Raw genomic sequence first — 21,851 nt, 5'->3', positions numbered from 1 at the left:
TAGAACCCGAAACGCCACTCACGACCAACGCAAGTCCTTCCTTGATCGCCGCCGCTCATCGAAAGGATCGCTACTGCTATGTCCTTGAAACGACGACTAGGCGTGCTCGTCACGTCGATGGTCACGGCTCTGACAGGCGTCGCGCTACCGATGCAGTCCGCATCGGCGCACGAAGCGGCCACGGTGCTCGTGTTCTCCAAGACCGCGGGCTTCCGGCACGATTCGATCCCCGACGGGATCAAGGCGATCAAGGATTTGGGGGCGCAGAACCACTTCGCGGTGGAGGCCACCGAGGACGCGGCGGCCTTCACCGACGCGAACCTCAAGCGGTTCGACGCGGTGGTCTGGCTTTCCACCACCGGTGACGTGCTCAACGCGGACCAGCAGGCCGCGTTCGAGCGGTACGTGAAGGGAGGCGGCGGGTACGTCGGCGTGCACGCCGCCTCCGACACCGAGTACGACTGGCCCTGGTACGGCGAGCTGGTCGGGGCGTACTTCAAGTCCCACCCGCAGATCCAGCAGGCGAACGTCAAGGTCGAAGACCACGAGCACGTGTCCACTGTGGATCTTCCGGAGACCTGGCCGCGCACCGACGAGTGGTACAACTACCGCGAGAACCCGCGGAGCAACGTCCACGTGCTCGCGAGCCTGGACGAGAAGAGCTACCAGCCGGGCGACGGCGCCATGGGCGATCACCCGATCGCCTGGTGCCACGAGAACTCCGGCGGCCGCTCCTGGTACACCGGCGGCGGGCACACCAAGGCCTCCTACGCCGAACCGGCCTTCCTCAAGCATCTGGCGGGCGGCATCAAGTACGCCACCAAGCTGAGCGAGGCGGGCTGTGCCAAGACCCAGGAAGACCCGGTCGACGCGGACTTCGACCAGATCACCCTGGCCAAGGGCGAGGAGAAGACCGGCGAGCCGATCGCGCTTTCCGTGCTGCCCAACCGCGACGTCCTGCACACCTCGCGCGATGGCCGCGTCTGGTACACCAGCTCGTCGGCGACGACGTCGCTGGCCGGGCAGATCCCCGTCTACAACCACGACGAGGACGGCCTCCAGGGCGTCGCCATCGACCCGGACTTCGCCAAGAACCGCTGGGTCTACCTGTACTACGCGCCCAAGCTGAACACCCCCGCGGGTGACGCGCCGGAGAATGGCACCCCGGCCGACTTCGAGCCGTTCAAGGGTTACAACCAGCTCTCGCGGTTCAAGCTGGGCACCGACAACAAGCTCGACCTCGCGAGCGAGCAGAAGATCCTCCAGGTCCCGGCCGAACGCGGGATCTGCTGCCACGCCGGCGGCGAGATCGACTTCGACGCCAAGGGCAATCTGTATCTGTCCACAGGGGACGATTCCAACCCGTTCGCCTCCGACGGTTTCACCCCGATCGACGAGCGTGCCGACCGCAACCCGGTGTACGACGCGCAGCGCACCTCGGCCAACACCAACGACCTGCGCGGCAAGGTGCTGCGGATCAAGGTCGGCGCCAACGGCAAGTACACGATCCCCAAGGGCAACCTGTTCCCCAAGGGCACGGCCAAGACCAAGCCCGAGATCTACGCGATGGGCTTCCGCAACCCGTTCCGCTTCGCCGTCGACCGCAAGACCGGCTGGATCCACTTGGCCGATTACGGTCCCGACGCCGGCGCGGCCGACCCGAAGCGCGGACCCGGCGGCACGGTCGAGTTCAACCTGATCAAGAAGCCCGGCAACTTCGGCTGGCCGTACTGCGTCGGAGACAACCTGCCGTTCATCGACTACGACTTCGCCACCAAGGAGTCCGGCGCCGCCTTCGACTGCGCCAAACCGAAGAACACCAGCCCGCGCAACACCGGCCTGACCGATCTGCCGCCGGTGGAGAAGGCCTGGATCCCTTACGACGGCGGTTCGCTGCCCGAGTTCGGCACCGGCCCCGAGTCGCCGATGGGCGGCCCGGTCTACCAGTTCGACGCGAAGAACCCGTCGCAGACGAAGTTCCCGGAGTACTTCAACGGCAAGACGTTCGCCTACGAATGGGAACGCGGCTGGATCAAGGAGATCACCGTCGGCGCGAACGGCGAACGCGGTGCCATCAATCCGTTCTTCGACTCGATGGACCTCGTCCGCCCGATGAACCTCGAGTTCGGCCCCGACGGCGCGCTCTACGTCCTCGACTACGGCACCGGCTACTTCGGCGGCTCCAAGGAATCCGCCGTCTACCGCATCGACTACACCAAGGGCCGCCGCACACCGGTCGCCAAGGTGGCCGCGGACAAGACGTCCGGCCAGGCGCCGCTGACCGTCAAGTTCGACCCGGCCGGGACGAACGACCCCGACGGCGGCGCGCTCACCTACGCCTGGGACTTCGACGGGAACGGCACGACCGATTCCACCGAGGCCACCCCGGTTTCCCACACCTACGCCGCGAACGGCCAGTACACCGCGAAGCTGTCGGTCACCGACTCCACCGGGCTGACCGGTTCGGCGAGCGTGGTGGTCACCGTCGGCAACACCGCGCCGGTGGTCACGCTGAAGACACCGGTCAACGGCAGCGTGTTCAGCTTCGGCGACATGGTCCCGTTCAAGGTCGAGGTGACCGACGCCGAGGACAACCCGATCGACTGCTCGAAGGTGACCGTCGAATACATCCTCGGCCACGAGGGTCACGGACATCCGCTGAGCCGCGCGACCGGTTGTGAAGGCACCATCGCCACGCCCGCCGACGAAGGACACGGCGCGGACGCCAACGTCTTCGGCGTCATCAACGCCAGCTACACCGACAACGGTGGAAACGGCGTGCCCGCGCTCACCGGCGAGGCGGAATCCATCCTGCAGCCGAAGCTGAAGCAGGCCGAGTTCTACACCCAGTCCAGCGGCATCGAGGTCGTCGCGCACGCCGGCGCCAGTGGCGGCAAACGCGTCGGCCACATCGAATCCGGTGACTGGATCAAATTCGACCCGGTGAACCTCGTCGGCGTCAGCGGCATCGGCTACCGGGTCTCGTCCGGTGGCGCGGGCGGCACGATCGAGGTGCGCTCGGGCGCGGTGGACGGACCGCTGGTCCAGACGGTCACCGTCGCCAACACCGGCGGCTGGGACACCTATGCCGACATCCCGGCTTCCGCCATCACCGACCCCGGCGGCACCGGCCCGTTGTTCCTCGTGTTCAAGGGCGGTTCCGGCGGCTTGTTCGACGTCGACGCGATCACTTTCGAGGAGCAAGCATGAGCCGTCCGATCACCCTGTTCACCGGCCAGTGGGCGGATCTCCCGTTCACCGAGGTGTGCAGGCTGGCCAGTGAATGGGGCTACGACGGCCTCGAGATCGCGTGTTCCGGCGACCACTTCGAGGTCGACCGCGCACTGTCCGAAGAGGACTATGTGCCCGGCCGTCTCAAGCTGCTCGCCGAGCACGGCCTCAAGGTGTGGGCGATCTCCAACCACCTCGTCGGGCAGGCCATCTGTGACGACCCGATCGACGAACGCCACCAGGCCATCATCCCCGCCCGGGTGTGGGGCGATGGTGAGCCCGAAGGCGTCCGGCAGCGGGCGGCGAAGGAGATGGCCGACACCGCCCGCGCGGCGGCGAAACTCGGTGTGGACACGGTGATCGGCTTCACCGGCTCGAAGACCTGGAAGTACGTCGCGATGTTCCCGCCCGTCTCGCAGGCGGTCATCGACGACGGCTACTCCGACTTCGCCGACCGGTGGAACCCGATCCTCGACGTCTTCGACGAGGTGGGCGTGCGGTTCGCCCACGAGGTCCACCCGTCGGAGATCGCTTACGACTACTGGACCACGAAACGTGCGCTCGAAGCTGTCGGCGACCGTCCGGCATTCGGGCTGAATTGGGATCCTTCGCATTTCATCTGGCAGGACCTCGACCCGGTCGGCTTCATCCTCGACTTCGCCGACCGGATCTACCACGTGGACTGCAAGGACACCAGGAAGCGGTTCGACGGGCGGAACGGACGGCTCGGCTCGCATCTCCCCTGGGGAGATCCCCGACGCGGCTGGGACTTCGTTTCGACCGGGCACGGCGACGTGCCCTGGGAGGACTGTTTCCGCGCACTGAATTCGATCGGCTACGCCGGTCCGATCTCGGTGGAGTGGGAGGACGCCGGTATGGACCGGCTCCGGGGCGCGGCGGAGGCCGTGACCTTTCTGCGGGGGCTCCTGTTCGACAAGCCGTCGGCGGCCTTCGACGCGGCTTTCAGCAACCAGAAGTGAGGGCGGTTTCATGTGCGGTGAAGAAGCTGAGCAGTTCCACTCTCGACGGGCGCTCCTGCGCGGCGCGGCGACGGCGGCGGTCGCGGTCGGCGCGGCGGTAGCCCTGCCGGGTGTGGCCGGTGCGGCCACCGAGGCGGAGACCCAGGGATCCGGCCACCACGGACGGGGCCGGGTCCCGGTGGAGAAGATCAGCATCCAGCTCTACTCCCTGCGCACCGCGCTGCAGGCCGATCTGCCGGGAACCCTGTCCGCGCTGGCGGACATCGGCTACCGGAAGGTCGAACTGGCGGGCACCTACGGCCGTTCGGCCGAGGAGTTCCGCGGTCTGCTGGACAAGAACCACATCAAGGCGACGTCCACCCACGTCGGCATCGACGGCGACCTCGACAAGACCATCGCGGACGCGAAGATCCTCGGCAACACCCGCGCCAACGTGCCGTGGGCGAATTTCGACACCATCGACGGCTGGAAGCAGTTCGCCGGCCGGATGGACACGGCGGCGCGGAAGTTCCGCCAGGCCGGTATCCCGCTCGGCTACCACAACCACGCGCACGAGTTCGCGCCCATCGACGGCGTGCGCCCGTACGACGTGCTCACCAGGAACACGAACCCGCGGTACGTGCACCTGGAGATCGACCTGTTCTGGGCGGTGGAAGGCGGGATGGACCCGGTCTCGCTGTACCGGCGGCACTGCCCGCGCGTGGTGCAGTACCACGTCAAGGACCGGACCGCGGCGGGCGAGATGGTCGACCCCGGCAAGGGCGTCATCGACTTCCCGCGCATCTTCCGCCACACCCGTCCCCACCTCGCCGAATACATCGTCGAGCACGACAACCCCACGGATCCCCTGAGCACCGCCCAGACCGGATTCACCTATCTCCGTAACGTCCGCTTCTAACTGGGGAATCCACAATGGACAACAAGAAACGCGGGCTGTCCCGCAGATCGATGCTCGCGGGCACCGCGGCCGGGGTGATCGCCCCGGTCGTGGTGTCGGCCAGCGCCGGTTCGGCACCGGCCGCCGCGGCCGGGATGACCCGCAACATCACCGTCTACGCCGACTACGTTCCCGGCTCGACCCGGGTCGGTTACGGGCTCGAGCCCGGCAAGCCGACGATCCCCGGGCCGCTCCTGGAGTGCTACGAGGGTGACACGCTGGTGATCGAGCTGGTCAACAACACCGACCAGCGGCTCTCGATCCATCCGCACGGCGTCAACTACGACACCAAATCCGACGGTTCGCCGTTCAACGATTCCTTCAACAAGCCGTACGAGACCAAGACCTACACCTGGAAGACCCGGACGGCGTATCAGGCGGCCAACGGTTTCTGGATGCCCGGCAGCGCGGGTTACTGGCACTACCACGACCACGCGTTCGGCGGCGACCACGGCACGGCGGGCCTGATGAAGGGTCTCTACGGCGGCCTGATCGTGCGCAAACGTGGGGATCTGTTGCCCAGCAAGCAGTTCACCGTGGTGTTCACCGAGATGTGGATCAACCACCAGGTCGCCCCGAACACGCCGATCTTCGAGGCGAACCTCGGTGAACGCGTCGAGTTCATCTGCATCGGGCACGGCAACCTGATGCACACCTTCCACCTGCACGCGCACCGCTGGGCGGACACCCGCACCGGCATGCTCACCAGCGCGACCGACAACGCCCCGATCCTCGACAACAAGACCCTGGACCCCGGCAACTCCTTCGGATTCCAGGTGATCGCCGGTGACGGCGTCGGGCCGGGCGCGTGGATGTACCACTGCCACGTCCAGCAGCACTCGGACGACGGCATGTCCGGGGTGTTCCTGGTCCGCAACGCCGACGGCGGGATGCCCGCGGGCGCCCAAGAGGCGATCGACCGCTTCAAGGGGCACCAGCACACCACCACGTCCACGCCGAACGCCACCGGCGCCTCGGCCCACCACCACTAGTCTTGAAAGGAGCGAGAACTTGAGACGAGTATTTTCGCAACGTCGGCTCCGCAGACGGTCACTGGCCGCGCTCGCGGTCGGCGCCGTCGTCACCTCCGGGCTGCCGCTGGCCATCGCACCGGTGACGGCCGAAGCCGCGACGAACGTCCCGGTGAACGTCCTGGTCTTCCACGGTGCCGCCGCGGACCAGAAGGACCCCGTCCTGCGTGCCACGGACGCGATCGCGAGCCTGGGGCAGGCGAACGGCATCTCCGTTTCGTCCTCTTCGGACCCCGCGGTGTTCACGCAGGCGAACCTCGCAAAATACCGCGGCGTCGTCTTCCTGTCCGCGCAAGGCATCACGCTGAACCGCGACCAGGAAACCTCGCTGCAGAACTACATGAAGGCGGGCGGCGGCTTCCTCGGCCTGTCCGACGCCGCGCGGGCGCAGGACGGCTCGCAGTGGTTCTCCGGGCTGATCGGCGCCCGTCCGGTGGGGGCGCGTCCCACGCCGGAGGCGGTCGCCTCGGTCACCGCGAGCGCGGAGAACGCGCCCAACGAGAGCAAGGAAAAGCTCGCCGACAACAACGAGAACACCAAATGGCTGGCCTTCCAGCCGACCGGCTGGGTCGCCTACAAGATGGCCGCCCCGGTCGCCGTCAGCAGCTACGACCTCGTTTCGGCGAACGACTTCCCCGGCCGTGACCCCAAGAGCTGGACCCTGCAGGGCTCCAACGACGGGACCACGTGGACCGATCTGGACACTCGCACCAACGAGACGTTCGCCGACCGCTTCGTGAGCCGCAAGTTCACCTTCGCCAACACCACGGCGTACGCGAACTACCGGCTGAACATCACCGCCAACGCCGGTGACCCGCTCATCCAGCTGGCGGATTGGAAGCTGTACAAGGACAACTCGACCACTCCGCCGCCGCCGGAGCCCGACCCGGCGCAGGCCACGGTCGACGTCCTCGACAAGGCGAACCCGGCTACCGCGGGCCTGCCGCAGAAGTGGGTGCGCACCGACCGGTGGCTCAACTGGGAGGTCAACCCGGTCGGCACCGTGCACACGGTCGCGCAGGTCGAGGAGTCGACCTACAAGCCGGGTGTCGGCGCGAACGGCGCCTTCCACCCGATCTCGTGGTGCCGCGACTACGACGGCGGCCGCTCCTTCTACAGCGGCATGGGCCGGACCGAGGCCAGCTACGGCGAAGCCCAGTTCCGCAGCCACATCCTCGGTGCGCTCAAGTGGACCACCGGCATGGTGCGCGGTGACTGCAAGGCGGGTATCGCGGCCAACTACAAGGTCGAACGCCTGACCGGGATCAACCAGCCCGGCCAGCTGGACCAGATGGGCGAGCCGCACGGGCTCACCATCGCGCCGAACGGCCGGGTCTTCTACATCGGCCGCGCCGCCTGCGCCGGCAACACGGTGCCCGCGCCGAACGACTGGACCAACCCCCAGATCGGCGCCGGCTGCGGCACGATCCACCAGTGGGACCCGGTCACCAAGAAGCCGAAGCTGCTCACCACGCTGAAGGTGATGGGCAACCGCGGTAGCGGCGACGAACTGGTCAAGAACGAGGAAGGCCTCCTCGGTCTCGTGCTGGACCCGAAGTTCAGCGAGAACGGCTGGATGTACGCCTACTGGATGCCGCACGAGTCGGTCGACATCGACAAGCGGATCGGCAAGCGCACGGTCTCTCGGTTCACCTACGACCTGAAGAACCAGACGCTGGACCAGGCGACCCGCAAGGACCTGCTGTCGTGGGACGTCCAGGTCCACAGCTGCTGCCACGCCGGCGGCGGCATGGACTTCGACAAGGACGGGAACCTCTACATCGGTTCCGGTGACAGCAACTCGTCGCAGGGTTCCAACGGGTACTCCGGCAACAACTGGACCCAGGACTACAAGGGCGTCTCGTTCCAGGACGCGCGCCGCACCGCCGGTAACACCAACGACCTCAACGGCAAGATCCTGCGGATCCACCCCGAGGCCGACGGTACCTACACCAACCCGGCGGGCAACCTGTTCCCCGAGGCCAACGACCCCGGGAACAAGACCAGGCCCGAGATCTACGTGATGGGCGTGCGGAACATCTCGCGTCTGCAAGTCGACAAGAAGACCAACTGGCTGACCGCCGCTTGGGTCGGGCCGGACGCGTCCTCGCCCAGCCCGGAACTCGGCCCGGCCAAGTACGAGACCGCCACGGTGATCACCGAGGCGGGCAACCACGGCTGGCCGTACTGCATGGGCAACAAGCAGCCGTACCGCGACCGCAGCAGCACCGACGCCGCGGTGCTCACCGGCTGGTACGACTGCGACAACCCGGTCAACACCTCGCCGCGTAACACCGGCCTGGTGAACCTGCCGCCGATCAAGAAGAACATGATCTGGTACGCGCCGGACGGCGGCGGGCCGGTGTTCCCCAACCGTCCTAACAGCTCCGTGCCGACGTACAACGCGGCCGAGGCCACCTACACGCAGCCCTACCTCAAGGGCGGCGGCCAGGCGGTCATGACCGGGCCGACGTACCACCGCGACCTCGTCAACACCAACAGCGGCGTCGCGTGGCCGGCCTACTGGAACGACAAGTGGTTCATCGGTGACCAGAGCAACGGGCAGAACCGGATCGCGGTCACCCTCGACCCGAACGGTGTCGCGAAGCAGGATCCGCCGGTGTTCGCCGAGACCGTGCGGCAGATCATCCCGACCGGTGGTGGCGACACCAAGCTGAACCAGTGGATGGACGCCAAGTTCGGGCCGGACGGCGCGCTGTACGCGCTCGACTACGGCGGCGGCTTCTTCACCCTGACCAACAACCAGAAGCTGCTGAAGATCAGCTACATCGGCGGCGAGGCCACCCCGGCCGCGGCGGCGTCCTCGACGATGGTGCAGAACAAGCCGCTCACCGCGGCCTTCACCGGATCGAAGTCCGGCGGCGTCTCCTACAAGTGGGAGTTCGGCGACGGCACGATCTCGACCCAGCCCGACCCGCGGCACACCTACCCCCGCACCGGGCTGTACACCGCCAAGCTGACCGTGACCTACGCGAACGGCGAGACGGTGACCACGCGGAACTCGGTGAACGTCGGTTGTCTCGTGGCGGATCCGTCCGCCACGGTGACCATCGGAGACACCGACACCGGGGTGACCAACCGCAACGCCGGAGGCGGCTGCACGGTCGACGACATGATCGACGACGAGAGCACGTGGACCTCCCACGCCGGTTTCGTCAACCACGTCACGCAGGCCGTGGACCGGCTCGGTGACCTCGGGGTGCTGAACGCGGCCGAGTCGGACAAGATCAACGCCGCGGCCGCCGCGTCGCCCATCGGCAACAAGGGCGTCACCGGCTACGACGCGATCTACGACGGCACGGCCGACTCGTTCCGCAACTGGTCGCAAGCCCCGTCCGGGCAGTTCGCCATCCAGCCGGACGGATCGCTGCGTCCGTCGGGCGGGCTGGGCATGCTGTGGTACTCGGCACGGCAGTTCGGCAACTTCTCGGTGAAGCTGCAGTTCAAGGACATCGCGCCGAACGGCAGCGCCAACAGCGGTGTGTTCGTCCGGTTCCCGGATCCGCGCACCCCGCTGGAGCAGCGTCCGCCGGGCAGCTGCGGCACGGTCGGCTCGGCGAGGACGTCGCAGGCCTGGGTCGCGATCTACTGCGGTCACGAGGTGCAGCTGTACGACGGGGCCACCGGTGAGCCGCAGAAGACCGGGTCGATCTACAACTTCGACCCGCGGCCGCTGGACCAGGCGGGCGTGAAGCCGAAGGGGACCTGGAACGAGTACGAGGTCAAGGTCGTCGGGCAGAAGTACACGATCATCCGCAACGGCGTGGTGATCAACGAGTTCGAGAACGCGCCGGGGATCCAGTCGTCGCGGGCGGGCGATCCGTCCACCGACTTCCGGCAGTTCGTCAGCGGGTTCATCGGTCTGCAGAACCACGGTGACAACGACCTGATGGAGTTCCGCAACATCCGGGTGCGGCAGCTGTAGCGCGAAAACCGGCCGGGCGCGCGGGTTCCGCGTGCCCGGCCGGTGTCCCTTGTACGGAAGGTTTCCCTGCGATGTCCCCAAGAACCCTCGTCGTGGCCCTGGTGGCCGCGACACTCGCACTGGCGGGCCTGGTGTTACCGGGCTCGTCCGCTCCCGCCTCCGCCGCACCCGTCCAGACCCTGGAATGGACCGCGGGCGACAGCACCGACCACTACCTCAGCGCGCCGTCGACCGCGGTGGCCGGTGAGACCACGATCGTCTTCAAGAACACCGAAGAGCTCGGGTCGACGATGTCGCACACGCTGACGTTCGACACCTCGACGCCGGGCTACAACCACGACGTCAACCTCAACATCCTCGCCAATCCTTACGACGACAAGAACGGCGTCCACCAGGCCACGGTGACGCTGACCCCGGGCAAGTACCGGTACTACTGCACGATCCAGGGCCACACCAAGATGATGGGCGAGTTCGTCGTCACCGACGGCGGCGGCGCCGACACCACCCCGCCGACCGTGACCGCGAACGTGACCGGCACCAAGGACACCGCCGGGAACTACGTCGGTTCCGCGACGGTGAACCTGTCCGCTTCGGACAGCCAGTCCGGTGTGGACAAGGTCGAGTACCAGCTCGACGGCGGCGCGTGGACCGCGTACACCGCGCCTGTGGCGGTCACCGCGGCCGGTGCGCACATGGTCCACTACCGCGCCACCGACAAGGCGGGCAACGTTTCGCCGGAAGGGATGTCGTCGTTCACCGTCGTCACCGGGCAGCCCGGCGACACGACACCGCCGACAGTGACGTCCGAGGTCACGGGGACCAAGGACGGCGCGGGCAACTACCTCGACACCGCCACGGTGAAGCTCACCGCCACCGATGCCGGCTCCGGTGTCGACAAGGTCGAGTACAAAGTGGACGAAGGCGCGTGGACCGCGTACACCGCTCCTGTCGCGGTCACCGCGCCCGGGATGCACATGGTCCACTACCGCGCTTCGGACAAGGCGGGCAACGTCTCGCCGGAAGGCATGGCGCACTTCACGATCGTCAGCAGTGACACCACCGCGCCGACGGTGACGTCCGAGGTGACCGGGACCAAGGACACCGCCGGGAACTACGTCGGCAAGGCGACCGTGACCCTCACGGCCACCGATGCCGGCTCCGGTGTCGGCAAGGTCGAGTACAACCTGAACGGCGGCCCGTGGCTGACGTACTCGGCGCCGCTCGCGCTGACCGTCGTCGGCGCGCACACGGTGAAGTACCGCGCCACCGACAAGGCGGGCAACGTCTCGGCCGAAGGCACGGCGACGTTCACCATCGTCGAGGGCGACGACAGCACCGCACCGGTGGTTTCGGTGGTGGTGAGCGGTGATCTGGACGGAAGCTGGTCGTACATCGAGGACGCGACCATCAACCTGACCGCGACGGACACCGGGTCCGGGGTGGACAAGATCGAGTACCAATTGGACGGTGGGGCCTGGACGGTCTACACCGCGCCGGTGAAGGTGACCGCGCTCGGCACGCACACGCTGACCTACCGCGCGTCGGACAAGGCCGGCAACGTGTCGGCGGAACAGGGCGGCTCGTTCACCATCGTCGCCGCGCCGCCGGGCCCGGACGCCTGCCCGGACTCCGACCTCCGGGACACCGTGATCCTCGGCACGGCGGACAGCCAGGTCGAGAACCGCGACACCGGTGACGGCTGCACGATCAACGACGTGATCGACGACGAGTCGGACTACTCGTCGAACGAGCAGTTCGTGACCTACGTGCGGGCCGTGACCCAGGAACTCCTCGACGGCGGGATCATCTCGTCCGACGAGCGGAACCTGATCGTCACGGCGGCGATCGACTCCGGCATCGGCGGCACGACCACCGAGCCGGAGCCGGAGCCCGGCAAGAAGAAGCCGGAGACGAAGAACCCCGGCATGAAGAAGACCGTGAAGACGCCGATCCGGGACGTCTGAGCGAAGTCGGTTACCTTTCTCGCGTCGCGCTCGTCATGTCCATGACGGGTTCGGCGCGAGAAAGGTATCGACATGACCGGCGAAGCCCTGGCCAGCGCGTTCGAGGAACAGCGCGGGCGTCTGGTGGCCGTGGCCCAGCGGATGCTCGGCTCCCGCACGGACGCCGAGGACGCGGTCCAGGAGGCCTGGCTGCGGCTCGCCCGCCAGGACGCCGACACGATCGACAACCTGTCCGGCTGGCTGACCACCGTCGTCGGCCGCGTCTGCATCGACGTCCTGCGCTCCCGCAAGACCCGTCCCGAGGATTCCTACGACGAGCCGCCCGAGCTGCTGGTGCTCGACGACTCACCGGAAGAAGACGCGCTGCTCGCCGAATCGGTCGGGGTGGCGCTGGTCGTGGTGCTCGACACCCTCGGCCCGGCCGAGCGGCTGGCGTTCGTGCTGCACGACCTGTTCGCGGTCTCGTTCGCCGAAATCGGCGAGATCCTCGGAAAGTCGGCGGACGCGGCCAAGATGCTCGCCAGCCGGGCCCGCCGGAAGGTGCGGGGACAGCGTCCGGCCGACGAGCCACGGCAACGCGCCGTCGTCGAAGCGTTTCTCGCGGCCGCGCGCGAAGGGGACTTCGAGGGGCTGCTGGAGATGCTCGACCCCGACGTCACCTGGCGCTCGCGGAGCCGTCACGGCGAGGTCGTGCGGCTCGGTGCGGCGGAGGTGGCCACGCGGGTCCAGCGCGGAGCGCGCGCCGCCGGCACCACCAGGCCCGCACTGGTCAACGGCAAACCGGGCATCGTTTCGTGGAGCCGGACCGGCAAGCTGCTGGGTGTCATGGCTTGCACCATCGTCGACGGCCGCATCGTCGAAATCGACTCCGTCAGTGATCCACGTCGCCTCGCCTCCATGGGTGTTACCTCTCGGAAGCCCTCCTCGTCGAAGTAAGTGAAGACCGACGAGAAGGAGAAATCCCATGCAGGCAAGGATCGATTACCTCAAGACCGCTCTCGCGCCGAAGCTGGTGAAGCACCTCGTCTCGGCCGCGAAAGTCCTCGACGATGGTGAACTTCCTTTAGCGACAAGGGAACTGGTGAACATCCGGGCCAGCCAGATCAACGGCTGCTCGGGCTGCCTCGACATGCACACCAAGGACGCGGCGCACGCGGGGGAGACCACGACCCGGCTGAACCTGGTCGCGTGCTGGCGCGAGGCGACGCTCTTCACCGAGGCCGAACGCGCCGCGCTGGAACTGACCGAGCAGGGCAGCCGTCTCGCCGACGGCAGCGGTGTCACCGACGAAGCGTGGCAGGCCGCCGCCAAGCACTACGACGACGAACAGCTCGTGGCGCTGGTGACCCAGATCGCGCTCATCAACGCCTTCAACCGGCTGAACGTCATCACCCGGCAGCCCGCCGGTGACTACACGCCCGGCCAGTTCGCGGCGCACTGATGGAGGCCGCGCTGTGGATCGTCGCCGGTCTGCTGGCCGTGATGTATCTCGTCTCCGGCGTCGGGAAACTGTTCCTGCGAAGGGAAACGATCGCCGGGGTGGGCTCGGCCGCGGGCTGGGTGCTGGATGTCGGCCCCGGCACGGTGAAGTTCATCGGGGTGGCCGAAATCCTGGGCGCGGCCGGCCTGGTCGTTCCCGCGCTGCTCGACATCGCCCCGGTGCTGGTGCCGCTGGCGGCCCTCGGCCTGGCGCTGGTCATGGCGGGCGCGGTGGTCGTGCGGCTGCGTCGCCGCGAGCCCCTGATCGCGTTGCTGGACCTGGGTTACCTCGCGCTGTGCGCTTTCGTCGCCATCGGACGCGCCTGAAGTACGTGAAGGCCCCCTTCCCTCGGCTGAGCCGAGGAAAGGGGGCCTTCACGCGGGATCAGCTCAGGTGCGCTGTTTCGACCGGCCGAGGATGCGACGGCGGCCGTGGCCGTTGGTGCGTTCCTCGTGCAGTTCCTTCAGCGACAACATCATCGCGTCTTCCTGCTTCATCAGCGGGTCGTTGCGCAGGTCCTTCCAGACCGACACGCACAACCCGACCATCACGAACACGAACGGCACCGCGATCAGGATGGTGAGGTTCTGCAACCCGGTCAGCGCCTTGTCCCCGCCGACCAGCAGCATCACCGCCGCGACGGCACCCATCAGCACGCCCCAGAAGATGACGACACCCTTCTTCGGGTGCACGCTCCCGCGCTGGGACAAGGTGCCCATCACCACCGATGCCGCGTCCGCGCCGGAGACGAAGAAGATGGACACCAGGATCATCACCAGGATCGCGATCGGGACGAACCACGGCAGCGTTTCGAGCAGTTCGAACGTGGCCGACTGGGCACTGCCCGCGCCCGCGATGTCCGTGCCCGCCCGCTGCCTGCTGATCGCCGCGCCGCCGAAGATCGCGAACCAGATCAGGCTCACGACGCTCGGGATCGCGATGACACCGAAGATGAACTGCCGGATGGTGCGGCCGCGCGAGATCCGCGCGATGAACATGCCGACGAAGGGCGTCCACGAGATCCACCACGCCCAGTAGAAGACCGTCCAGCCGCCGAGCCACGTCTGCATCTCCTCGCCACCGGTCATCCCGGTACGGCCGGACATCTCCGCCAGTTCGCGGAAGTAGTCGCCGATCGCGCCGGGCACGATGTTGAGGATCAGCACGGTCGGCCCGACCACCAGCACGAACACCGCGAGTACCGCGGCGAGCACCATGTTGATGTTGGACAGCCACTGGATTCCCTTGGCCACGCCGGACACCGCCGAAGCGATGAACGCGATGGTGAGGATCGCGATGATCGCGACCAGGAGGCCCTTGCCGGGGTCGTCGATCCAGCCGACGGCGCCCATACCGCCACCCACCTGGAGCGCGCCGAGACCGAGCGAAGCGGCCGAGCCGAACAGGGTCGCGAAGATCGCCATGATGTCGATCGCCTTGCCCAGCGGGCCTTCGGTGCGCCGCTTGCCGATCAGCGGCGCGAACACCGAACTGATCAGCTGGCTGCGGCCCTTCCGGAAGGTGCTGTACGCGATCGCGAGGCCGACGACGGCGTAGATCGCCCACGGGTGCACGGTCCAGTGGAACAGCGTCGTCGCCATCGCGGTGTGGACGGCTTCGTCGGAGTTCGGGGCCGCGGTGCCCGGGGGCGGGCTCGCGAGATGGGAGACCGGTTCGTACACACCGAAGAACATCAGGCCGATGCCCATACCTGCGCTGAACATCATCGCGATCCACGACGACGTCCGGAATTCGGGGAGCTCCTTGTCCCCGCCCAGCGGGATCCGGCCGTAGCGGCTTATGGCCAGACAGACCGCGAAGAGCACGAAACCGCTCGCGGTCAACACGAAGGCCCAGCCGCCGTACGGGATCACGGCGTCGTTGAGGAGGGTCGACGCGACACTCGCGAGACTCTCCGGGGACAGGACACCCCAGACGATGATCGCGAGCGCGAGCACCGCCGCCACACCGAAAACGGTCCGGTCGGTCTCGGCGGGGCGTTCGGCGGCGAGGTCGAGCGGGACGTGCTCATCGGGCGGGTGCCCCGGACCTGTCGTGTCCGGCGCGTGGGCGAGGTCCGCCGCGGTCTCCGCGACGACCTCTTCTTCCGCTTGTTTACCGTCCTGCGAACTCATGTTCAGACACGCGCCGATGACGGCGCGATCTCCTTCCGCCCGAGTTAACCCGTTTGCACCACTGCACCCTAACCAGAAAACTGGTAACCGGCAGAAAATGCGGGCGAAGAGGTTTAAACCGGTGATTGCGGGTTTGACCTCGGCGGATGCGAGCTTCGGCGACGATCACGGCGGGGAACGTGTCGCTCGTGACACCGGCGCGGTGTCCTCGTAAGGGTTTTCAGGCCGTGGCGCCCCCTCGCCAGAAGGGCCGGCCGAGCGGATCGCCGCCGGCGGCGTCCGGGCGGCCCTGCCGCGCGTGATTGCGCTCCAGCAGGTAGGTGACGAGGGCGATCAGGGCGAGAGTGACGATGATTGCGGTCATGGCAGTAAGTTTGCGCTGCTCGACATCCTGCCAAAAGTGGCAGTTCTGTCGTTGTGCGTCAAAATCCTGCCAGCTATGCTCAGGGCATGCTGAAAAGCGTCGCCGTGGTGCTGCTGGACGACTTCGCCGCCTTCGAGTTCGGTGTCGTGTGCGAGGTTTTCGGGTGCGACCGCACCGATGACGGAGTGCCCCTGCTCGACTTCCGCGTGTGCGGGGAGCGCGCCGGAGAGCCGCTCACCCTCGGGCACGGCGTGACGGTCACCCCGGAACACGGTCTCGAGGCGACCGAAGACGCGGACCTCGTCGTCGTCCCCGCCTGTGACGTGCGCGACGAGTACCCACCCGCGGTGATCGAGGCGCTCCGTGCGGCTTCGGCGCGGGGCGCCACGCTGCTTTCGGTCTGCACCGGCGCGTTCGTGCTGGGCGCCGCGGGGCTGCTCGACGGGCGGCGCTGCACGAACCACTGGCGGCACAGCACGCGGTTCCAGGAGCGTTTTCCCGAGGCGCGGCTGGATCCGGACGTCCTCTTCGTCGACGACGGCGACATCATCACCAGCGCCGGGACGGCCGCCGGCATCGACGCGTGCCTGCACCTGGTCCGGCGCGAACTCGGCTCCGCCGCCGCCACCGTCATCGCCCGGCGGATGGTGGTGCCCCCGCAACGGGAAGGCGGGCAACGCCAGTTCGTCGAGGTGCCGATCCCGGAGTGCACCGGGGACGGCCTTCAGCCGGTGCTCGCCTGGATGCTCGACACCATCGACCGCGAACATCCCGTCGCCGATCTGGCCCGCCGGGCCCGGATGTCCGAGCGCACCTTCGCCCGCAAGTTTGTCGCGGAGACGGGTACGACACCGCACCGATGGCTTTCGACACAACGAGTTCTGCACGCGAGGTCACTGCTCGAAGAGACGACGATGAACATCGACGAGGTCGCGCGCCGCTGCGGCTTCGGCTCAGGAGCCTTGCTGCGTCACCATTTCCACAAGGTCGTCGGCGTTTCCCCGCAGGACTACCGGCGAACCTTCGCGCCGCAGCGCGTTTGACGCTCGCCCTCAGTCCTTCGGCGCCTTGTTGAACAGGCCGAGGGATTGCGCGAACGCAGCGCCGCCCGCCAGGAAGACGAGTGGCAGCGTCTTGGCCCAGAAAGCGCCGACGTCGAGCGAGATGAGCAACGCGAGCAGCCCTGCCGCCAAGGCGGCCAAGACGAGCATTCCCAGTGCGAGGCGGGGTTTCGAGACCATGTGTCCTCCAGGAAACGGGTTCGGAAGAGCAAGCTTCGCGACGGTTCCGAAGGAGAAAGAGGTCATTTTTGCCCCGCCCGGGGTTTCAGAGTGAGCCCCAGGCGCGGGCGCGTTCCAGCAGCCGGTCGCGAATGAGGGTCACGACCGGCCGCATCGTTCCCGGCCGGTGCGCGAGGTAGATGGTGTTCAGCGGCGGCACTTCCGGGGTGTGCACGATCGAGACCGAACCCGCTTCGAGCGCGGCCGCGGCGATGTAGCGCGGCAGCACGCTCGCCCCGGCGCCCGCGACGACCACGGCGAGGATCGCACGGAGATCGGGCACGACCATCGCGACGCGGTTCGGCGGCCGCTTCCCGAATTCGCTGCGCCAGTAGCGGCGGATGATCGGCAGATCACCGGCGTAGGCGATCAGCGGCAAGTGGGCCATCGCCGGCACCGGGTCGGCGGCGAGCAGCGCGGGATCGACGCTCCGGGCGAGCGCCGGGGCGGCGACGAGCACGAATTCCTCGTCGATCAACGGAATCGCGGCGATGCCGCGCTGTCGCGGCCGGACCGACGAGATGACGAGGTCCAGGCGCGCCGCTTCGAGGGCGGCCAAGAGTTCGTCGGCGAGGCCGAGGGTGACGGTGAGCCGTAGCCCGCGTTCGGTCAGCGGGGCGAGCGCGGGCAGGAACCGCGTCGCCATGCCGTCGCTCGCGCCGCCCAGTGCCACCTGTTCGCGGTAGTGGACCTCGTCGTCGCCCGGCGCCAAAGCACCCCGTAGTTCGTCGATCCGGGTACCGATCCTGGCGGCGAGTTCGGCCGCGCGAGCGGTCGGCGCCGCACCCAGCCGTGACCGGACGAAGAGCTGCTCGCCGAGTTCCTCCTCGAGCTTGAGCAGCTGCCCGGTGACAGCGGGCTGGGTCAGGCCGAGCTCCGCGGCGGCCGCGGAAAGCGAGCCGAGGCGGTAGATCGACAGGAAGGTCGCTAGCCGGTCCAGATTGGTCATGCAAGCCACCTTCCATAAGAAATCTTATGGATCGTAGCCGTCGGCGCGGAGTGCCCGCGGCACAGACCTGGTTGAAGGGGGCAGTGGGGCACAACGCCCCCGGACAACGAAAGGACCAGTCATGGCGCGCATCCTCATGATCGTCTCGGCCGCGGACCACGTGCGGCTGACGGACGGCGTCGACCACCCGACCGGGTTCTGGGCCGAAGAGGTCGCCGAGTCGCACCGGGTGCTCGCCGCGGCGGGCCACCGGGTGGAGATCGCGACGCCGTCGGGGCTCCGGCCGACCGTCGACCCGATCAGCCTCGACGAACGCGGCGGCGTCGACCCGGCCGCGGGCGCGAAGTTCGCCGAGTACCTCAAAGGGCTCGATCTTTCGGCGCCGCTCAAGCTCTCCGACGTCTCGGCCGACGGCTACGACGCCTTCTACCTGCCCGGCGGACACGGCCCGATGACCGACCTGGTGGCCGACGCCGACCTCGGCGCGCTGCTGAACGACGCCGACGCACGGGGCAAGACCATCGCCGCCCTCTGCCACGGGCTCGCCGCCTTGCTCAGCGCGCGCAGGGAGGACGGCTCGTTCACCTTCGCCGGCCGCTCGATGACGTCGTTCAGCGACGAGGAGGAACTGCAGGGCGGGCTGGGCGAGAAGACCCCCTTCTTCGTCGAGGCACGGCTTCGGGAACAGGGCGCGATCGTCACTCCGGCGCCCGCCTGGTCGAGCGACGTCGTCGTCGACGGAAACCTTGTCACCGGCCAGAACCCGCAGTCCAGTGTCGCCACCGCGGAGCACGTCGTGGCGCGGCTGAAGACGGCGTGAGTTTGCGCCGCGGCCGGATCCGGGCATACGATCAGGGCAGTCGTACAGGACGAACGCCCTAGGAGATGACGGTGGCAGGATCCCCGGCCGCGGCGCGTGGCAGGCTCGTTCGGCAACGATTGCTCGAAGCGGCTGTCGCGCTCGTGCCCGAACTCGGGTGGTCCGCGGTCAGCACCCGGATCCTGGCCGAGCGCGCGGGTGTCACGCCGAGCGTCGTGCACTACCACTTCCCGTCGCTGCAGGCCTTGATGATCGAGGCCGTGCTCGGCGCGATGCGCGAAGTCGCGGTCGCCTTCGAGCCGGCGCTGGAGGCCCTCGAGACGCCCGCGGACGCGGTGGACGCGCTGCTGGCGTCGGTCGGCGAATACTCCGGCACCGACCCGATGTCGTTGCTGTTCGCCGAGGCCTACCTCGCCGCGACCCGCGACGACACCTTGCGCCAAGGCATCCGTGAGCTGCTCGCCGGCCTGCGCACCAGGTTCGGCGGGTGGCTGGCGCAGCGGGGAGTGGCCGACGCCGAGGACACGGCGGCGGCGCTCCTCGCCGCGGTGGACGGGCTTCTGTTGCATCGGGCGCTCGGACCGGGGTCCGGCCGGATCGTCTCTCCGGCCGTCCTGCGCAGGCTGGTCGGCTGAACGAAAGGGAGGGACCCCATGAAGGTGGCGATCTGCGGTGCCGGCATCACCGGTCTGGCGCTGGCGCACCGGCTCGCGACGCTGGACGTCGAGGTCGTGGTGCTGGAACGGGCCGCGGGGCCGCGGGAACAGGGCTACATGATCGACTTCTTCGGCCCCGGCTTCGACGCCGTCGAGGAGATGGGGCTGCTGCCCCAGGTCGAAGAATCGGCGTATCGGGTGGACGAGGCGACCTTGCTGGACGAGCACGGCCGCCGCCGCGCGGCGATCGACTACGTCCAGTTCGCCAAGTCGGTGCGGGGACGGCTCTGCAGCATCATGCGGCCGGATCTGGAGCGTGTCCTGCGTACCGGACTTCCGTCCACAGTGGACGTCAAGTTCGGTGCCGGGGTCACCGGCGTCGAGGACCTCGGCGACCGCGTGCGGGTCACCTTGGTGGACGGCGAGACCGTCGAAGCCGATCTGCTGGTCGGGGCCGACGGGATCCATTCGACCGTGCGGCGGCTGGTCTACGGTGAAGAGAGCCGGTTCTTGCGTCATCTCGGGTTTCATACGGCGGCCTTCGTTTTCGAGGACGAGGACATTCGTGCGCGGGTGGGGGAGCGGTTCTGCCTGACCGACACCATCGGGATGCAGATGGGCTTCTACGGGCTCCGCGACGGCAAACTCGCGGCGTTCGCCGTGCACCGCACGACGAACCCGGACTTGCCGGCCGATACGCGAGCGGCGCTGCGCTCGACCTACGGTTCGCTCGGCTGGGCGGTGCCGAAAGCACTCGAGCTGTGCCCGCCTCCCGGTGAGGTGTACTACGACCAGGTCGCGCAGATCGAGATGCCTTCCTGGAGCCGAGGGCGGGTCGTGCTCGTCGGCGATTCTTGTTATGCCGTCTCCCTTCTCGCCGGTCAGGGCGCTTCACTGGGTATCGCGGGCGCGTTCGTGCTGGCCGAGCAACTCACCCGGGCGCCTTCGATCGAGACCGCGCTCGCGGACTACGAGAGCCTGGTCCGTCCGGTGGTGACCGAGAAGCAGCAGGTCGCCCGCCGGGGCGCGCGATGGTTCCTGCCCGCCAACCGATTCCTGCTCCTGGCGCGCCGCGCTTTCCTTCACGTGGCCCGGCTTCCGGGACTCGAACGACCGCTCGCGGCCGCCGTCACCGGCAAGTCGACGGCGCTGGTGACGAACTTGCGGCGTGGGGCCGAGATCCGGAGCCGGTAACTTTTCTGCGCGGCTCAATGGGTATCCGGCTGCTCGGCGCGTCTGGCTGGTTGGGTGGGAGCCGGCCGCGTTGGTTTGGGGATGCCGGGATCCATCGGTGGGCAGGGGCGATCGCGGCCGGGGGTTCTCGCGGCCGGTCCGGTTCTGGAGGCTGCTCGGGGTCGGCTTATGTCCGTAGGTGCATGGTGTTGCGCCTCGGGGTCTCGGTGGAGTCGAGGTAGGCGGGCGGCGTGAATTCCGGCAGGCCGTCTTGGGCGATCTGGACTTTCCATTCGCTGCGGTGGATCAACCGGTGGTGCTTCGTGCAGAGCAGAACAAGGTTGTCGATCTTCGTTTCGCCGTGATGCCGCCAGAAAACAATGTGGTGGGCCGTACAGCGCGGTACGGGCATGTCGCAGCCGGGGAAGGCGCAGCCGCCGTCGCGGAGGGTGAGCGCGTATTTCTGGGCCAGCGACACAGTGCGTTTCGATCGGCCGATGTCCAACGGTTCGCCTGCGGTGCCGAGGACGCCGGGGCGGACGCGGGCGTCGCAGGCGAGGATGCGGGCGTCGGTGGCGCTGATGGGGCCGACTAGGTCGAGGTGGGCTTCGCCGATGTCGCGGATCAGGTCGTCGTAGGACATGGTGATGAGGATGTGGGTGGCTTCGCCGGCTTGGCCGGGGAGGTTGCGGCTGGTGGTCTTCAACCGCACGTAGTCGGTGAAGGCGTCCCCGTAGCGTTCGTCCTGGGTGCGGGCATCCCGGACTCCGTCGATGGCTTTGTGGGGTTTGGCCATCGGGTCCAGGTCGGACTTCAACCGGGCGTAGGTTTCCAGGTCGAGTCGTGCTTTGAGGCCGAGGGTGCCGTCGCGGTGTTTGATGAACCGTAGTTCGGGGCGGGTGTCT

At 67.9% G+C, this 21,851-nt stretch carries 18 protein-coding genes; 13 read left to right on the top strand and 5 right to left on the bottom strand.

Annotation, left to right across the window (positions count from 1 at the left end):
- Nucleotides 1-117: 117 nt before the first annotated feature.
- The 9 genes from AVR91_RS28455 to AVR91_RS28415 all read left to right on the top strand — a co-directional run bounded on the left by AVR91_RS28455 (nt 118) and on the right by AVR91_RS28415 (nt 13,895).
- Complete coding sequence (locus tag AVR91_RS28455) at nt 118-3,210, top strand: ThuA domain-containing protein (RefSeq protein WP_063274052.1); 3,093 nt, start codon at nt 118-120, stop codon at nt 3,208-3,210.
- A complete protein-coding gene (locus tag AVR91_RS28450) occupies nt 3,207-4,211 on the top strand; it encodes a sugar phosphate isomerase/epimerase family protein (protein WP_016331789.1) in 1,005 nt (334 codons plus the stop codon). The genes AVR91_RS28455 and AVR91_RS28450 overlap by 4 nt, the downstream gene beginning before the upstream one ends.
- A 10-nt stretch (nt 4,212-4,221) precedes the next feature.
- Nucleotides 4,222-5,109, top strand: coding sequence for a sugar phosphate isomerase/epimerase family protein (locus AVR91_RS28445; protein WP_063273999.1), 888 nt, complete (start codon nt 4,222-4,224; stop codon nt 5,107-5,109).
- A gap of 14 nt (nt 5,110-5,123) precedes the next feature.
- A complete protein-coding gene (locus AVR91_RS28440; protein WP_063274000.1) occupies nt 5,124-6,140 on the top strand; it encodes a multicopper oxidase domain-containing protein in 1,017 nt (338 codons plus the stop codon).
- A 19-nt stretch (nt 6,141-6,159) separates the two neighbouring features.
- Nucleotides 6,160-10,125, top strand: coding sequence for a ThuA domain-containing protein (locus AVR91_RS28435; RefSeq protein ID WP_063274001.1), 3,966 nt, complete (start codon nt 6,160-6,162; stop codon nt 10,123-10,125).
- A 71-nt stretch (nt 10,126-10,196) separates the two neighbouring features.
- Entirely contained in the window at nt 10,197-12,089 is a 1,893-nt protein-coding gene (locus AVR91_RS28430) for an OmpL47-type beta-barrel domain-containing protein (protein WP_063274002.1), read from the top strand.
- Between the two features lie 72 nt (nt 12,090-12,161).
- Entirely contained in the window at nt 12,162-13,025 is an 864-nt protein-coding gene (locus AVR91_RS28425) for a sigma-70 family RNA polymerase sigma factor (RefSeq protein ID WP_063274003.1), read from the top strand.
- Nucleotides 13,026-13,053: 28 nt separating this feature from the next.
- Nucleotides 13,054-13,530, top strand: coding sequence for a carboxymuconolactone decarboxylase family protein (locus AVR91_RS28420; RefSeq protein WP_063274004.1), 477 nt, complete (start codon nt 13,054-13,056; stop codon nt 13,528-13,530).
- The gene (locus AVR91_RS28415; protein ID WP_063274005.1) at nt 13,530-13,895 is read left to right on the top strand and encodes a DoxX family protein; all 366 of its coding nucleotides are present in this window, start codon (nt 13,530-13,532) and stop codon (nt 13,893-13,895) included. Before AVR91_RS28420 ends, AVR91_RS28415 begins: the two co-directional genes overlap by 1 nt.
- Before the next feature lie 63 nt (nt 13,896-13,958).
- Here the strand turns inward: AVR91_RS28415 and AVR91_RS28410 are convergent, their stop codons facing one another.
- Complete coding sequence (locus AVR91_RS28410) at nt 13,959-15,704, bottom strand: BCCT family transporter (RefSeq protein ID WP_172843522.1); 1,746 nt, start codon at nt 15,702-15,704, stop codon at nt 13,959-13,961.
- 220 nt (nt 15,705-15,924) lie between these two features.
- On the bottom strand, nt 15,925-16,068 hold the full coding sequence (locus tag AVR91_RS43430) for a hypothetical protein (RefSeq protein ID WP_170064569.1): 144 nt from the start codon (nt 16,066-16,068) through the stop codon (nt 15,925-15,927).
- An 86-nt stretch (nt 16,069-16,154) separates the two neighbouring features.
- On the opposite strand from AVR91_RS43430, the gene AVR91_RS28405 reads away from it, so the two are divergent.
- Nucleotides 16,155-17,111: a GlxA family transcriptional regulator gene (locus AVR91_RS28405; RefSeq protein WP_063274006.1), complete on the top strand. Its 957-nt coding sequence runs from the start codon at nt 16,155-16,157 to the stop codon at nt 17,109-17,111.
- 9 nt (nt 17,112-17,120) lie between these two features.
- On the opposite strand, the gene AVR91_RS28400 is transcribed toward AVR91_RS28405, so the two are convergent.
- Both AVR91_RS28400 and AVR91_RS28395 read right to left on the bottom strand, forming a co-directional pair.
- Nucleotides 17,121-17,309 (bottom strand): hypothetical protein, encoded by a 189-nt coding sequence (locus AVR91_RS28400; protein ID WP_016331799.1) that lies wholly within the window; start codon nt 17,307-17,309, stop codon nt 17,121-17,123.
- Nucleotides 17,310-17,394: 85 nt separating this feature from the next.
- Complete coding sequence (locus tag AVR91_RS28395; protein ID WP_063274007.1) at nt 17,395-18,297, bottom strand: LysR family transcriptional regulator; 903 nt, start codon at nt 18,295-18,297, stop codon at nt 17,395-17,397.
- Between the two features lie 121 nt (nt 18,298-18,418).
- On the opposite strand from AVR91_RS28395, the gene AVR91_RS28390 reads away from it, so the two are divergent.
- The 3 genes from AVR91_RS28390 to AVR91_RS28380 all read left to right on the top strand — a co-directional run bounded on the left by AVR91_RS28390 (nt 18,419) and on the right by AVR91_RS28380 (nt 20,967).
- Complete coding sequence (locus AVR91_RS28390) at nt 18,419-19,117, top strand: type 1 glutamine amidotransferase domain-containing protein (protein ID WP_063274008.1); 699 nt, start codon at nt 18,419-18,421, stop codon at nt 19,115-19,117.
- 65 nt (nt 19,118-19,182) lie between these two features.
- Nucleotides 19,183-19,752 (top strand): TetR/AcrR family transcriptional regulator, encoded by a 570-nt coding sequence (locus tag AVR91_RS28385; RefSeq protein ID WP_063274009.1) that lies wholly within the window; start codon nt 19,183-19,185, stop codon nt 19,750-19,752.
- Nucleotides 19,753-19,770: 18 nt separating this feature from the next.
- Nucleotides 19,771-20,967, top strand: a complete 1,197-nt coding sequence (locus AVR91_RS28380; protein WP_063274010.1) for an FAD-dependent monooxygenase — start codon at nt 19,771-19,773, stop codon at nt 20,965-20,967.
- A 166-nt stretch (nt 20,968-21,133) separates the two neighbouring features.
- Here AVR91_RS28380 and AVR91_RS28375 read toward each other — a convergent pair.
- Nucleotides 21,134-21,851: HNH endonuclease signature motif containing protein (locus AVR91_RS28375; protein ID WP_143254133.1), on the bottom strand; the 718-nt coding region annotated here is incomplete at its 5' end.

The sequence above is a fragment of the Amycolatopsis keratiniphila subsp. keratiniphila genome (genome assembly GCF_001620365.2).
Taxonomy (GTDB): Bacteria; Actinomycetota; Actinomycetes; order Mycobacteriales; family Pseudonocardiaceae; genus Amycolatopsis; species Amycolatopsis keratiniphila.
This window is presented reverse-complemented; position numbering and strand designations above follow the sequence as displayed.

Excerpts from the sequence above, each read along its gene's own strand:
- AVR91_RS28455 (WP_063274052.1), top strand. The coding sequence starts at position 118 with ATGGTCACGGCTCTGACAGGCGTCGCGCTACCGATGCAGTCCGCATCG.
- AVR91_RS28410 (WP_172843522.1), bottom strand. The coding sequence starts at position 15,704 with ATGAGTTCGCAGGACGGTAAACAAGCGGAAGAAGAGGTCGTCGCGGAG.
- AVR91_RS28400 (WP_016331799.1), bottom strand. The coding sequence starts at position 17,309 with ATGGTCTCGAAACCCCGCCTCGCACTGGGAATGCTCGTCTTGGCCGCC.
- AVR91_RS28390 (WP_063274008.1), top strand. The coding sequence starts at position 18,419 with ATGGCGCGCATCCTCATGATCGTCTCGGCCGCGGACCACGTGCGGCTG.
- AVR91_RS28430 (WP_063274002.1), top strand. The coding sequence starts at position 10,197 with ATGTCCCCAAGAACCCTCGTCGTGGCCCTGGTGGCCGCGACACTCGCA.
- AVR91_RS28425 (WP_063274003.1), top strand. The coding sequence starts at position 12,162 with ATGACCGGCGAAGCCCTGGCCAGCGCGTTCGAGGAACAGCGCGGGCGT.
- AVR91_RS28445 (WP_063273999.1), top strand. The coding sequence starts at position 4,222 with ATGTGCGGTGAAGAAGCTGAGCAGTTCCACTCTCGACGGGCGCTCCTG.
- AVR91_RS28380 (WP_063274010.1), top strand. The coding sequence starts at position 19,771 with ATGAAGGTGGCGATCTGCGGTGCCGGCATCACCGGTCTGGCGCTGGCG.
- AVR91_RS28415 (WP_063274005.1), top strand. The coding sequence starts at position 13,530 with ATGGAGGCCGCGCTGTGGATCGTCGCCGGTCTGCTGGCCGTGATGTAT.
- AVR91_RS43430 (WP_170064569.1), bottom strand. The coding sequence starts at position 16,068 with ATGACCGCAATCATCGTCACTCTCGCCCTGATCGCCCTCGTCACCTAC.
- AVR91_RS28440 (WP_063274000.1), top strand. The coding sequence starts at position 5,124 with ATGGACAACAAGAAACGCGGGCTGTCCCGCAGATCGATGCTCGCGGGC.
- AVR91_RS28385 (WP_063274009.1), top strand. The coding sequence starts at position 19,183 with ATGACGGTGGCAGGATCCCCGGCCGCGGCGCGTGGCAGGCTCGTTCGG.
- AVR91_RS28420 (WP_063274004.1), top strand. The coding sequence starts at position 13,054 with ATGCAGGCAAGGATCGATTACCTCAAGACCGCTCTCGCGCCGAAGCTG.
- AVR91_RS28405 (WP_063274006.1), top strand. The coding sequence starts at position 16,155 with ATGCTGAAAAGCGTCGCCGTGGTGCTGCTGGACGACTTCGCCGCCTTC.
- AVR91_RS28395 (WP_063274007.1), bottom strand. The coding sequence starts at position 18,297 with ATGACCAATCTGGACCGGCTAGCGACCTTCCTGTCGATCTACCGCCTC.
- AVR91_RS28450 (WP_016331789.1), top strand. The coding sequence starts at position 3,207 with ATGAGCCGTCCGATCACCCTGTTCACCGGCCAGTGGGCGGATCTCCCG.